At 55.0% G+C, this 13,749-nt stretch carries 12 protein-coding genes; 8 read left to right on the top strand and 4 right to left on the bottom strand.

What is annotated here, in order from left to right:
* From ilvD to MKZ15_RS17335, 3 genes are all read right to left on the bottom strand, one after another.
* Positions 1-1,686 carry a dihydroxy-acid dehydratase gene (gene ilvD / locus MKZ15_RS17345; protein WP_155605803.1) on the bottom strand — a complete coding sequence of 562 codons (1,686 nt, stop codon included), beginning with the start codon at positions 1,684-1,686 and terminating at the stop codon, positions 1-3.
* Positions 1,687-1,875: 189 nt separating this feature from the next.
* A complete protein-coding gene (locus MKZ15_RS17340) occupies positions 1,876-2,142 on the bottom strand; it encodes a general stress protein (RefSeq protein ID WP_155605802.1) in 267 nt (88 codons plus the stop codon).
* Between the two features lie 163 nt (positions 2,143-2,305).
* The gene (locus MKZ15_RS17335; protein WP_339817136.1) at positions 2,306-3,358 is read right to left on the bottom strand and encodes an acyltransferase family protein; all 1,053 of its coding nucleotides are present in this window, start codon (positions 3,356-3,358) and stop codon (positions 2,306-2,308) included.
* 234 nt (positions 3,359-3,592) lie between these two features.
* On the opposite strand from MKZ15_RS17335, the gene MKZ15_RS17330 reads away from it, so the two are divergent.
* Both MKZ15_RS17330 and MKZ15_RS17325 read left to right on the top strand, forming a co-directional pair.
* Positions 3,593-4,372, top strand: coding sequence for an HAD family hydrolase (locus tag MKZ15_RS17330; RefSeq protein WP_339817135.1), 780 nt, complete (start codon positions 3,593-3,595; stop codon positions 4,370-4,372).
* Between the two features lie 14 nt (positions 4,373-4,386).
* Positions 4,387-5,136: an NAD-dependent protein deacylase gene (locus MKZ15_RS17325; RefSeq protein ID WP_339817134.1), complete on the top strand. Its 750-nt coding sequence runs from the start codon at positions 4,387-4,389 to the stop codon at positions 5,134-5,136.
* Positions 5,137-5,144: 8 nt separating this feature from the next.
* Here the strand turns inward: MKZ15_RS17325 and MKZ15_RS17320 are convergent, their stop codons facing one another.
* Positions 5,145-6,008 carry an AraC family transcriptional regulator gene (locus tag MKZ15_RS17320; protein ID WP_155605798.1) on the bottom strand — a complete coding sequence of 288 codons (864 nt, stop codon included), beginning with the start codon at positions 6,006-6,008 and terminating at the stop codon, positions 5,145-5,147.
* Positions 6,009-6,186: 178 nt separating this feature from the next.
* On the opposite strand from MKZ15_RS17320, the gene MKZ15_RS17315 reads away from it, so the two are divergent.
* The 6 genes from MKZ15_RS17315 (at position 6,187) to MKZ15_RS17290 (ending at position 13,557) form a co-directional block, all read left to right on the top strand.
* Complete coding sequence (locus MKZ15_RS17315; RefSeq protein ID WP_339817133.1) at positions 6,187-7,365, top strand: galactokinase; 1,179 nt, start codon at positions 6,187-6,189, stop codon at positions 7,363-7,365.
* 2 nt (positions 7,366-7,367) lie between these two features.
* A complete protein-coding gene (gene galE, locus MKZ15_RS17310) occupies positions 7,368-8,354 on the top strand; it encodes a UDP-glucose 4-epimerase GalE (protein ID WP_339817132.1) in 987 nt (328 codons plus the stop codon).
* A 14-nt stretch (positions 8,355-8,368) separates the two neighbouring features.
* Complete coding sequence (locus tag MKZ15_RS17305; RefSeq protein WP_339817129.1) at positions 8,369-9,946, top strand: UDP-glucose--hexose-1-phosphate uridylyltransferase; 1,578 nt, start codon at positions 8,369-8,371, stop codon at positions 9,944-9,946.
* A 170-nt stretch (positions 9,947-10,116) separates the two neighbouring features.
* Positions 10,117-11,280 carry an iron-containing alcohol dehydrogenase gene (locus MKZ15_RS17300; RefSeq protein ID WP_339817127.1) on the top strand — a complete coding sequence of 388 codons (1,164 nt, stop codon included), beginning with the start codon at positions 10,117-10,119 and terminating at the stop codon, positions 11,278-11,280.
* 135 nt (positions 11,281-11,415) lie between these two features.
* A complete protein-coding gene (locus MKZ15_RS17295; protein ID WP_339817126.1) occupies positions 11,416-11,946 on the top strand; it encodes a protease in 531 nt (176 codons plus the stop codon).
* 42 nt (positions 11,947-11,988) lie between these two features.
* Positions 11,989-13,557 (top strand): flotillin family protein, encoded by a 1,569-nt coding sequence (locus MKZ15_RS17290; protein WP_244868563.1) that lies wholly within the window; start codon positions 11,989-11,991, stop codon positions 13,555-13,557.
* Positions 13,558-13,749 lie beyond the last annotated feature (192 nt).

Raw genomic sequence — 13,749 nt, 5'->3', positions numbered from 1 at the left:
CTAAATCTTCATGACGCCACCCGAACTGGCGTTGGTGACCAGTTTGGAATAACGAGCCAAGTAACCGGTTTTGACCTTCGGCTCAAAGCCTTTCCAATTCGCTTTGCGGCGTGCGAGCTCTTCGTCGCTGACATGCAGCTCGATCTTGCGGTTATTCAGGTCAAGCTCGATGATGTCACCATCTTCGACAAAAGCGATTGGTCCGCCTTCCGCTGCCTCCGGAGAGATATGACCGATGCTGATACCGCGAGAAGCGCCGGAGAAACGTCCGTCGGTGATCAAGCCGACCTTCGCGCCAAGCCCCATACCGACGATTTGCGAAGTCGGTGCCAGCATTTCCGGCATCCCCGGCCCGCCTTTAGGACCTTCATAACGGATAACAACGACGCAACCTTCTTTGACTTTGCCGCCGGCGATTCCTTCCAGTGCCTCCTCCTGGGAGTCGAAGCAGATGGCTGGACCTTTATGGTAGCCGCCAACCGAAGCATCTACGGCCCCTACTTTGATAACCGAACCTTCCGGAGCTAGGTTACCGTACAGAATGGCGAGGCCGCCTTTTTCCGAATGCGCTTTGTCGAGCGGATGAATGACATTCGGGTCGAGGATTTCGCAGCCTGCAACGTTTTCGGCTAGCGTCTTACCCGTTACGGTCATTTGATCGCCAAAGATCGCACCTGGCTTCTTCAGCAGCTCGTTAATGACGGCGCTGACGCCGCCAGCCCGGTGAACGTCTTCGATAAAGAGGTCGGATGCCGGAGCCAGCTTGGCGATATGCGGCACGCGGTTGGCAACTTCATTGATTCGTTCCAGCGGGTAATCGATGCCTGCTTCCTGGGCTAGTGCCAGCGTATGAAGCACGGTGTTGGTGGAGCCGCCCATCGCCATATCCAGCGCAAAGGCGTTGTCGATGGATTCCTTAGTGACGATGTCACGAGGTTTCAAATCGAGTTCGATCAGTTTCATCAGCTGACGCGCGGATTCCCGAACGAAATCGCGGCGTTCTTCAGCCACAGCGAGGATCGTGCCGTTACCCGGCATAGCCAGACCCAGCGCTTCGGCGAGGCAGTTCATCGAGTTGGCGGTGAACATGCCGGAACAGGAACCGCAGGTTGGACAGCCGTATTGTTCCAGCTCCAGCAGGTCATTATCGCTGATTTGTCCAGCCTGATGCGCGCCTACACCTTCAAAGACGGAGGTCAGGGACAATTTCCGTCCTTTGCTGTCTACGCCGGCTTTCATTGGGCCGCCGCTGACGAAGACGGTTGGAATGTTGACGCGCAGCGCGCCCATCATCATCCCCGGTGTGATTTTGTCGCAGTTCGGAATGCAAACCATGCCGTCGAACCAGTGCGCCGAAACGACGGTCTCGAGCGAGTCGGCGATGATTTCCCGGCTTGGCAGGGAGTAGCGCATGCCAATATGGCCCATCGCAATACCGTCATCCACACCGATGGTATTAAACTCAAACGGAACGCCTCCGGCTTCGCGAATGGCTTCCTTTACGATCTTGCCGAACTCCTGCAAGTGCACATGTCCTGGCACGATATCGATATACGAGTTGCAGACCGCGATAAACGGTTTGCCGAAATCTTCTTCTTTCACGCCGGCGGCACGCAGCAAACTGCGGTGCGGCGCACGGTCGAAGCCTTTTTTGATCATATCAGAACGCATCTTTTTGGCTGTCATGATCACCGATCCCCCCATGATTAGTTATAGTTTTGGAGCTTTACACCGCTAAAGGTTTTCTCTAGAGTCTATCACAAGTGGTTATGATTTTCTACCCGTTGATCACAGGAAATGGCTAGAGGACAGGGCGCTTTCACGGTCTATGAAAATAAAGAAATCTCCGGGGGGGGGCCGGAGATTCCACAAGGTTCACGCATTAAATCCTGGTTTACTGCGGGCGACCCCGCCTTTGCGGCCAATATCACGATAGAAACCGGTGTCGTGCTTCTGGGATGTTGCTTCGCCGCCCTTCTGACCGATTTCCTGATAAAAGTCGCGGTTATGGGTTTTCGAGGTCGCTTCGCCGCCTTTTTGTCCAATTTCTTGGTAAAAGGCTTTGCCGTGGTTCTTGGCCGTGGCCAGTCCTCCCAAACGTCCCGCTTCTTCTCGAGTCATTTTGCTTTGGCTTCGTGCCATCGAATCCCTCCTTGATCTTATTTTGGAGTACGTATGTTTTATTTACCACGGATTTCCATGATGAAACGAGTTTGTTCAAAAAATTCAAAATATCCAAAAAAAAGATACCTTTCGGTTTGAAAGGTATCTTCGAGTTCCTTCCATATTCCAAGTTACGCCTGGCCTATGGTTTACCGGCCGCTCCAAGCTGCCGCAAAGCTTGGTGTTCCAGCTTCAACAGCCAATCCACCGAGGGCTCGACCAACGGGGAGCTCCATTTGCGCACCCAGGGTTGGGCGAGAAGCAGGGTGAGCGCCACGGCTCCGGCAATGACCAGCAACCCGCCCAACTCGCCATGCACATATCCGTAAAGCGGAGATACGGCCGCCAAGCGCACGATAAAACCGTGCAGCAGGAAAACGTAAAGGGTGCGGCGACCGAGCTCGGTGAGATGGCTGGCCCGGGATGGAACGAGGCCAAGAAAAGCGAGTCCCGACAGCAACTGCACGGGGTAGAGCAACAGACGGAACAAGCCGGCGTACCATTCGGGATGGCCGAGCTGGATGTAGGTCATGCTGCCGTAAAGCCAACCCGGATGGATGCTTGATGTAGCGAGTCCTAAAGTGACCAGCAAACTGAGCGAAACGAGAGTGGATGCGATTTTGGCAGTTGGATTCTGTAAAAATTGAAGCAAGCGATCGGAGAAATGATAGCCGAGCACGAAAAACGGCAGAAACACGAACGTCCGAGATACGCTAAACCACACGCCGTCGATTTGCAGATAGCCGACCAGTACCGCAAGCAGGATGGAGGCGGCAAGCTGTTGAAGAGGCGAACATTTTTGCATCAGGAGCAGCATCCATCGCCAGCCTAGATGACTGACCAGGAACCACAGCAACAAATACGGTGCGAAGAAGGAATGGTGAATTTGGTCTACACGGAACACCGCGACATCCAGCACGGAGTATAAGCTCTGAAAAATGAGGTACTGCAAGCCGATCTGCAGCATGATCTTTCTGCCCTTGCCGCCGGTCAAATTAGGTTTGGCAAAATAGCCGGTTACGAACACGAACAAAGGCATGTGAAAGGTAAAAATCCATTGGTAGAGGGTTTGCAACCCTTCAATCCGCAGGGTAAGCGGTTCGATGGCGTTGCCGACGAATACACAAAGGATCAGCAAGAAGCGTAAGTTCAAGAAAAATATCTCACCTTGCGGGTTGATTTTGGATGGCGTCATGACGGACCAGTTCCCCTCTTTCCAGTGAACTTCCCTAGCGGATATCATTTAAAATTTAAATAAATGAGTTCATGAATAACGTACTCTCTTTACAGATTTAAGCTTGTGATATTAATCACAAATTAAGCGTTCTCAATTTGGCGGGTGTGACTAACGTATGACAGCTTGAGGAGCCTTGGTAAAGTTGTAAAAATGGTATAATAAGGACATGGATGTACTGGAAGGGGGATCATGATGGCCACTATTGAAACACAGGGGCACCAAGCGGCTTGCCGTGCGATTTTGTTTGACAAGGACGGGACGCTGTTGAATTTCATGGGCCTGTGGGGAAGCTGGGCGGTGGCTTTAACCGGTCTAATGGAGCGGAAGTTGTCCGAATTGAGATCCCCCGGAAGCTTAAACAAAGCAGGATTGCTTGGGTTACATACAGATGGGGAGAACCGGGTGATTGGTTACGACAAGACCGGTCCGGTCGCAATGGGTACGGAAGAAGAGGTCATCGCGTTGTTGGCTTCGACGTTGTATGCTGCGGGGCTTCCATGGAACGAAGCGATTACGGCCGTCAGGGAATTAAATGCCTCGGCTATGGCTGATCTCAAGCGGAGGCGAGAAGCCGTCCCTTTGCCAGGGCTGCGTGAATTCCTGCAGGATTGCCTGAATGCGGGACTGAAGCTGGCGGTCGTCACCTCTGATTCAACCTCGGAAGCGCTGGAGCATTTGGAATGGATGGGCATCCGGGATGCGTTCGTCAGCATAGTCGGGCGAGACCGGGTGACCCGGGGCAAACCGGGACCGGACATGGCGTTGTTGGCTTGCCGCGAGCTTGGCCTCCAACCAGGCGAGGCCGTGGTGATCGGCGACAGCAATGCCGATATGCAAATGGGAAAACGTGCGGGAGTCGCCATGACGATTGGAGTAGCGGAGGATTACAGCGAAGACGCGCAGGGAGCGGGTTACTTGCGTGACGCGGACGTCATCATCGCCGGTTACCGCGAGTTGACGATCCATCATTAGGAGGTTCGATACGGATGACCAAGGAGACGGACAATTTAGCGGCTTGGATTCAGGAAAGCCACAATATCGTATTTTTCGGCGGGGCCGGGGTCTCGACCGAAAGTGGGATCCCCGACTTCCGTTCGGCGGCGGGCATCTATCAGATGGAGAAGGCTTCGCCTTACGCGCCGGAGGAGATTTTGAGCCGGCGGTTTTTCGACCGGCATCCCGAAGTTTTTTTCGATTTCTACAAGACGAAGATGATTCATCACGAAGCGCAGCCGAATGCCGCGCACCGCTGCTTGGCTGAACTGGAGCGAGCGGGAAAATTAAAGGCTGTAGTCACGCAAAACATCGATGGGCTCCATCAGCAGGCGGGCAGCCGACGCGTGCTGGAGCTGCACGGATCGGTGCACCGCAACACCTGTATGGACTGCGGCCGCACCTATACGCTGGAAGACGTGATGGGCAAGGAAGACGACGTGCCCCGTTGTACCTGCGGCGGAATCATCAAGCCGGACGTGGTGCTGTACGGTGAAAGCTTGGATGAGCAGGTGATTCAGGATACGGTCGATGCAATAGCCGGAGCCGACCTGCTTCTGATCGGCGGCACCTCGCTGACGGTTCAGCCAGCGGCGCACCTGATCACCTATTTCCGCGGCGAACGGACGGTGCTGATCAACGCATCGTCCACCACCTATGACAACCGGGCCGACCTGCTGATTACCGAGCCGATCGGTGCGGTATTGGGGGCCGTCTCCCGGAAGCTGGGACTGGAGGAGTAAAGCAAAGCTCATTCCGCTGAGGGAGTCCGGGTTACGGCTCTGCGGTATTCGCTTGGAGATTCGTGATGGAACCGACGGAATTGCCGAGAGAAATAGAGCGGATCGGTGAGACCTACGGAAGCGGCGATCTGCTCGATCGACAGCTCCGGACGTTCGCGAAGGAGCTGTCGCGATTTATCGATTCTGAGCTTCAGGAGGTAGGTGACCGGAGTGTAGCCGGTTTCTTTTTTGAAAATGCGAGAGAGATAAGCCCGGTTATACCCCAAGGAAGCGCACATTTGTTCAATGGAAACCGGATGCGCATATTGGCTGGACATATAATGAATCATTTGCTTCACAATCCGCTGAACGCCCGATTCGCCCGACGGCAGCGCGGAAGCCATGCCGAGCGTCTCCTGGGCCTCGGCCATGATTTGATGCAACAGCCCCAGCGATAGCAGATGGGAGCTGTTTTTTTTGGTTTGAAAGGTCTGTAACACGCTGCTCAGCATGGATGGAATCGGGCTGCCATCACCCTGCCGAAATACCGGTTGCTCCGGGGTGAAGCCGGCCCGCGACACGAGATCGGTCGCCTTTGCGCCGGTGAAAGCGATCCAGCGATAACGCCAAGGATCGACGACATCGGAAGCATAACTGACGAGCTGATCGGGGAGAATCAGGAAGCCATCCCCTTCACTGAGCTCATAGGAGGCCGATTCGGTCCGAAAAGAGCCCTTGCCTTGTTCCACAAAGTGAAGAAGGTAATAATCATAGACTTTCGGGCCCAAGCGGTGATCGGGCAGGGTCTGGCTTTCGCCGGCGAAGAGGACATGCAGATCCTCCGCTTCGAACAAATCCGGGTTGGCGGCCGCACTATAGGTTTCTCGCTTCAAGGGTCGTGTCTCCTTTTTTGGCAAGGGCGAATACGCCCTGAAAGATATCTGTTCACATTATATTCCGGAAAGTCACATTTATCTATATAGTTCTCGCAAAGTTGCATTATCAAAGCAGAGCGATTTCATTATACTGGGTACAAGAATTAAAGATTCCATGAAGATGGGGTGGACGTTAATGAAGAAGAATGAAATGGAACAATTGTTTATATCCAAATACGGGGAAAGCACCGAGCCGCTGCGCGTATTCAACGCACCGGGCCGCGTCAATCTGATCGGCGAGCATATCGACTATAACGGGGGATATGTGTTCCCCGCCGCGCTGGAGTTCGGAACGACGCTGGCGATTCGTAGACGGACGGACGATAAAGTTTCTTTCGCTTCTAGTAATCTGCCGTATACGGCGGAGCTGGAGCTCGGAGACCTCGGCAAGAGCAAAACCGGGGAGTGGATCGATTACCCAATCGGCGTCTACGTGGAACTGAAGAAGCTGGGCATCTCGCTTACAAGCGGTTACGACCTCCTGTTCCACGGCGAGATTCCGAACGGTTCGGGATTGTCCTCCTCGGCATCGATCGAAGTAGTGACGGCTTTTGCTCTCCTGAGCATGGAAGGGAAAGAGACGAACAAAGTTGAAATTGCCCGGTTATCCCAACGGGCGGAGAACCAGTACGTCGGCGTCAACAGCGGCATCATGGACCAGTTTGCCGTTGCAAACGGGGCCCAGGATCATGCGATCCTTCTGATGTGCGATACCTTGGAATACAAGCTCGTGCCATTCCGGACCGGCGCATATAAACTTGTCATCAGCAACACGAAGAAGCGCCGGGGACTGGTAGACTCCAAGTACAACGAACGGCGTTTGGAATGCGATGAAGCGTTGGCGATTTTGCAAAAACGCGAACCGAGCCTGGAGTTCTTGGCCCATCTGAAGCCGGATCAATTGGAGCGGTGGCAGGGAGATTTTGCGAATGAAGTTCTGTTGAAACGGGCCAAACACGTTGTGGAAGAGAACGCGCGCGTGTTGAAATCGGTGGACGCGCTGAGCGCGAACGACCTGAAGACCTTCGGCGAACTGATGAATGCTTCGCATGATTCGCTGCGCGATTTGTACGAAGTGAGCTGCCTGGAGCTGGACGTGATGGTTGAGGAGGCGCGGAAGATTGACGGCACGCTGGGCGCTCGGATGACCGGGGCAGGCTTTGGTGGCTGTACGGTATCGCTGGTGCATGAGGATTCCGTAGAGCGGTTCGTGGCTGAAGTTGGTCAGGCTTATAAAGAACGGACAGGGTTGGATGGCGAGTTTTACGTGTGCGGCGTAGGCGACGGCGTGCATGAGATGAAAGGGGAGAACTAACCATGGCGATATTGGTAACGGGGGGAGCCGGCTATCTCGGCTCGCATACGGTAGCTGCGCTGCTAGAGCAAGGCAAAGAGGTCGTCGTGATCGACAACCTGCAGACCGGACATCGCGAAGCGCTGCTCGGCGGCAAGCTTTATGAAGGGGATTTGCGCGATAAAGCGCTTATGGCCAAGCTGTTTGCCGAGAACGAGATCGAAGCGGTGATTCATTTTGCCGCGAATTCCTTGGTGGGGGAGAGCATGAAGGACCCGGTCAAGTATTTCGACAATAACGTGTATGGAACGCTTTGTTTATTGGATGCCATGGATCAGGCGAATGTACGTAAAATCGTGTTCTCTTCCACGGCGGCCACTTACGGCGAACCGGAAAAGGTACCGATCGAAGAAACCGATCCGACCCGGCCTACGAACGTGTATGGCGAAACGAAGCTGACCATGGAACGGATGATGGCTTGGTTTGATCAAGTGCTCGGGATCCAATATGTATCGCTCCGCTATTTCAACGCGGCGGGGGCCCATGAAAGCGGCAAGATTGGCGAGGATCATCGCCCGGAAAGCCATCTGATCCCGCTGATTATTCAAGCGGCATTGGGACAGCGTCCGTCGATTCAAGTGTTCGGCGACGATTACAACACGGCTGACGGTACCTGCGTCCGCGACTACATCCATGTGAGCGATTTGGCCGACGCCCATCTGCGCGCAGTGAATCATTTGCTCGGCGGCGGAGAAAGCGACGTGTTCAACCTCGGCAACGGGCAAGGTTTCTCGGTTAAGGAAGTGATCGAAACCGTGAAGGACGTTACCGGCCACGACTTCCCGGTCGTCATCAGTCCGCGTCGCGCCGGGGATCCGGCGGTGCTTATCGCTTCCTCGGACAAAGCCCGTCGTGTGCTGGGCTGGAATCCAACCCGCAATCAATTGGCGAACATCATCGAAAGCGCGTGGCAGTGGCATAACAACCATCCAAACGGCTATAACGACTAAGGGAGTGTAACGCGATGGGAGCAGAAGAGAGAAATCGTCAAGAAACGCTTCATGCCATCGAACGATTGGTGAATTATGCGCTGGAGCAGGGCTTAATCGATTGGTGGGACGTGGACTACTCGCGCAACCGCCTTCTGGAGTTGTTTTCTTTCGATGAGCCGTTCGCCGGTGAAGTAACGGAGGAGGTGCTAACCGGTCCGCAGGAGCCGCTCGAAATTCTGATTGATTACGGGGTCTCGATCGGCCTGATACCAGAAGATACCGCTACTTACCGCGATTTGCTGGATGCTCAAATTATGGGCTTGCTGATGCCGCGCCCGTCGGAAACGATCGCGGCCTTCCGCAGAACGGAAACCGAGCAGGGAATCATCGCGGCAACAGACGCGTTCTATAAGCTGTCCGTGGACAGCAATTACATCCGGATGGACCGGGTTCGCCAAAACATCTATTGGGAACAGCCTACCTCGTTCGGGGATATGGAAATCACGATTAACCTGTCCAAACCGGAGAAAAATCCGAAGGAAATCGCCATGGCCAAGCTGCTTCCGCCGCCGGTGTACCCGAAATGTCAGCTGTGTCGCGAGAACGTTGGTTATGCGGGACGGATCAATCATCCGGCCCGTCAGAACCTGCGCGTCATTCCGCTGACCTTAAACGAGGAGCCGTGGTTTTTCCAATACTCGCCTTATGTGTATTACAACGAACATTGCATCGTATTCCACCACGATCACGTGCCGATGAAGTTGACCCGCGATACGTTTAAGCGTCTCCTTGATTTCACGACGTTGTTCCCGCATTATTTCATCGGCTCGAATGCGGACCTGCCGATCGTTGGCGGTTCGATCCTGACCCATGATCATTTCCAAGGGGGACGACATACGTTTCCGTTGGAGAAAGCCCCGGTGGAAGCCGTCTTCTCCCATTCGGACTTCGCCGGCGTGACCGTTGGTATGGTGAAATGGCCGATGTCCGTGCTGCGGGTGAACGGTCAAGACCGCGAAGCCGTGCTGGAAGCGGCGGACGATCTGTACGAGAAATGGAAGCAATACAGCGATCCCTCGGTCGATGTCCTGGCCTTCTCCGAGGAGAAGGGGGAATCCGTGCCTCATAACACGGTGACCCCAATCGTCCGTCGCAGTGCAGATGGCGGTTACGAGGCCGATATCGTCCTACGGAACAACCGGACGAACGAGCAGCATCCCGAGGGGATCTTCCATCCGCACCGCGAAATGCACCACATCAAGAAGGAGAACATCGGTCTGATCGAAGTGATGGGGGTAGCGATCCTGCCAGGCCGGTTGAAAGAAGAGCTGGCGGGGGTCGCCGACATTCTGAGCGGGGACAAGACGTTGTATGAGGAGACCGTGTCCGATCCGGCGGCCCGTTTGGCCGTGCATGCGGATTGGGTGAAGGAACTGGCCGCACGCGTTGGCATATCGATGGCGCGCGAAGACGCCGAAGCGCTGCTGCGTGACGAGGTCGGCAGCAAATTCGCGGAGATCCTTGGACATGCCGGCGTATTCAAAGCAACGACGGAAGGCCGCGAAGCCTTCGAACGCTTTGTCGTTTCGATCGGTTACCGCAGACAATAGAGCATAGGTTCCGGTTAGCAATTTACGGGGCCGTCCCCAATCGAAGAGATTTGGGACGGCCTTATTTCTGTTTGTTATTCCATTACAGTTGGAAGTATAATAATTTGGGAGTACGAAGAGGCTAAGGTAGCGAACCCCTTTTACATAACTGAATTTAGGAGGATTTTGGCATGGATCATTTCGTATTTCATAACCCGACGAAGCTCATCTTTGGTAAAGGCCAGTTGGCGTCGTTGCGGACCGAGGTTCCGGCTTATGGCAATAAAGTGCTGCTGGTCTACGGCGGCGGCAGCATCAAACGCAGCGGGCTGTATGATCAAGTGACAGTCATTCTCCGGGAAATCGGCGCCGAGGTGACAGAGCTGGCGGGCGTCGAACCAAACCCGCGTCTGTCTACGGTGCATCGTGGAGTCGAGCTGTGCAAGTCAAACGGCATCGAGCTAGTCCTCGCGGTCGGCGGCGGCAGCGTGCTGGACTGCGCGAAGGCGATTGCCGTAGGCGCTAAATACGACGGAGATATGTGGGACTTCGCGGAGCGGAAAGCCGTGCCAAAAGCGGCCCTGCCGCTCGGAACCGTGCTGACGATGGCCGCAACCGGCTCGGAGATGAACGGCAACTCCGTGATTTCCAACGAAGCGACGAAGGAGAAACTCGGCTGGGGCAGCAAGCTGGCGTATCCGGCGTTCTCCATCCTTGATCCGCAGTTCACCGCTTCGCTGCCGAAGGAGCAAACCGTGTATGGCATGGTCGACATTATGTCTCATGTGTTCGAGCACTATTTCCATCCGACGCCAAACACGCCGCTGCAGGACGAGTTCTGTGAAGCCTTGCTTCGGACAGTGATCGAGACCGCGCCGAAGCTCGCTGCGGATTTGGAGAACTACGACCTCCGGGAAACGATTCTGCTCTGCGGCACGATGGCGCTTAACGGGGTGCTGAACATGGGCCTGTCCGGGGACTGGGCGACCCACAACATCGAGCATGCCGTGTCGGCGGTTTACGATATTCCGCACGGCGGAGGCCTGGCGATCCTGTTCCCGAACTGGATGAAGTATAACTTGAAGCAGGATATCGCTCGATTCAAGCGTCTGGCGACTCACGTCTTCCACGTGGATCCTACGGGCAAGAGCGACGAGGCTGTCGCGCTCGAGGGCATTGAAGCGTTGCGGTCGTTCTGGAACTCGATCGGCGCTCCAAGCCGTCTGGCCGATTACGGTATTGACGACAGCCAACTGGAAGTCATGGCCGAGAAGGCGGTTCGCTTCGGCTCGTTCGGTAATTTTGCTGTGCTGGATAAACAAGACGTGCTTGAAATTTATCGCATGTCCCTGTAATTACTGTAATCTCACCCCATCACCGGTTTCGCGGCATCGCGCTGCGAGCCGGTTTTTCTTTTTCGAAACATATTTCTCCAAATTACGTATGTATTTGTAGAGTACATCAATATTTTGGGTAGAGGGAGGAACAGGATGGAAGCGCTGTTTTGGGGTTGTTTCGTCGGCGGAGCCTTGTTTGCCGTCATCAGCGCATTGCTTGGCGACTTGCTCGGAAGCTGGCTGGACGGCGTGTTCGATTTCCTGTCCGTGGATTTTCTCAAGCCGATTATCACGGCTTCGGCGATTACGTCGTTCGGCGGAGCCGGCATATTGCTGGACCGGTACACCGGACTTGGAGGGGCCGGCGTGGTGGTTCTCGCCATTGTGGCCGCCGTATTGTTATCCGCCGCCGTGTATTTCGCTTATGTTCGGCCGATGGAAAACAGCGAAAACTCCACCGGATTTTCCGAATCCGAATTGCCCGGCAAAGTCGGCGAGGTGACCGTACCTATCCCGGCACAAGGGTATGGCGAAGTGATGGTGAAGCTGGTTGGCGGCAACACCCTTCATATTGCGTCTAGCTGGGATCGGAAGGAAATTCCCGCCGGAACCGTCGTTGTCGTCATCGAGACGGCGAAGGACGGAACGGTCCAAGTTTCCGAGCTATATCCTCACCCGATGTAACACCATTACAAGAAGAGGGAGCTGTTGTCATTGTTCGAAAGTATTCCGGATTTCCTGCTAATCCCCGTCATCGTGATTGCGGTCATTATCGTGCTCGGACTGGCGTTCTGGGCCCGATATAAGACGGTGAGCCCTGACGAGGCGATGATCGTCACAGGTTCTTTTCTAGGGGGCAAGAACATATCCGATGACCAATCCGGCCGTAAAATCAAAATCGTCCGCGGCGGCGGGGCGTTTATCTGGCCGATATTCCAAAAAGCCGAATTCATGTCGCTGCTCTCCCACAAACTGGACGTGATGACACCGGAGGTTTACACCGAGCAAGGCGTGCCGGTTTCCGCTGACGGAGTGGCCATTATTAAGGTGGGGAGCTCGATCGAGGACGTCGCAACAGCGGCCGAGCAGTTTATGGGCAAACCGATCGAATCGCTCAAAGGCGAAGCACAGGAAGTGCTTGAAGGCCATTTGCGTTCGATTTTAGGTTCGATGACCGTCGAGGAAGTGTACCGGAACCGCGATAAGTTCGCGCAGGAAGTACAAGGCGTGGCGGCTCGCGACCTGAAGAAAATGGGGCTGCAAATCGTCTCGTTCACGATCAAGGATGTTAGGGACAAACATGGTTACTTAGAGGCGCTCGGTAAACCGCGGATCGCTGCGGTCAAGCGGGACGCTGATATCGCTGAGGCGGAAGCCCAGCGGGATGCGCGGATCCAAAAGGCCCTGGCCGAAGAAGCCGGGCAGAAGGCCGAGCTGGTGCGTGATACGAACATCGCCGAAGCGGAGAAGGAGAAGGAGCTGAAGGTCGCCTCCTTTAAGAAGGATCAGGATACCGCCAAGGCTGAAGCTGACCAGGCTTATCACATTCAGGAAGCTCGGGCCAAGCAGACGATGGTGGAAGAGCAAATGAAGGTCGAGCTGGTGCGCAAGGAACGGGAGATCGATTTGCAGGATAAGGAGATCACCGTTCGCCAGAAACAATACGACGCCGAAGTGAAGAAGAAAGCCGATGCGGATCGTTATGCGGTCGAGCAGGCGGCAGAAGCTGAAAAGGCGCGGAAAATGCGGGAGGCCGACGCGCTGCAATACTCGATCGAGACGCAAGCAAAAGCTTCCGCCGAACAGAAACGTCTGGAGGGTTTAGCGATCGCGGATGCGGAACGGGCCAAAGGGACCGCGGATGCCGAGATCATCCGACTGCGCGGCTTGGCTGAGGCCGAAGCGAAGGAGAAACTGGCCGAAGCGTTCCAGAAATTCGGCGAGGCCGCGATCCTCGATATCGTGACGAAGATGCTGCCGGAGCTCGCAGGCAAAATCGCTGCTCCATTGTCTTCGATCGACAAGTTAACTGTCGTCGATACCGGCAAAGGCGAGGGGGCTGCCCGTGTCAGCAACTACGTCACCGAACTCATGGCTACTGCGCCTGATATGTTGAAGAGCGTCTCGGGGATCGAACTGGATCGGTTAATTCAAGGCTTGACTAAAGGCAAGATCGTCGCCACGCCACCGGCGGTTGAGGTTGCTTCTGTGAAGTCTACGGCTTCTGTGAAGGCGTCGGAGCCCGTTGCTTTGGAGACGGCCGCCTCGAAAGAAACGGAGCAAGACCGGAAGTAAGGCCTTTCGTCCGGCTTGACAACCGTCATCAATCCGTGTAATTTGTCATAGGATCAATCGCGAATCGGCGTCCCGCCCGGTCATTGGGCGAGGACGCCTTTGAAATGCCTGGGAATTGGCTGACGGGGCCCGGAAAATCCTTTATAATGGGCTTAACCGTTTTCGGACAATAGGAGAAAAAGAGGTGCTTAT

The organism is Paenibacillus sp. FSL R7-0216, from assembly GCF_037969915.1.
GTDB lineage: Bacteria > Bacillota > Bacilli > Paenibacillales > Paenibacillaceae > Fontibacillus > Fontibacillus rhizolycopersici.
Note: the sequence above shows the minus strand (reverse complement) of the source record. Positions and strands in the feature narration are given on the sequence as shown.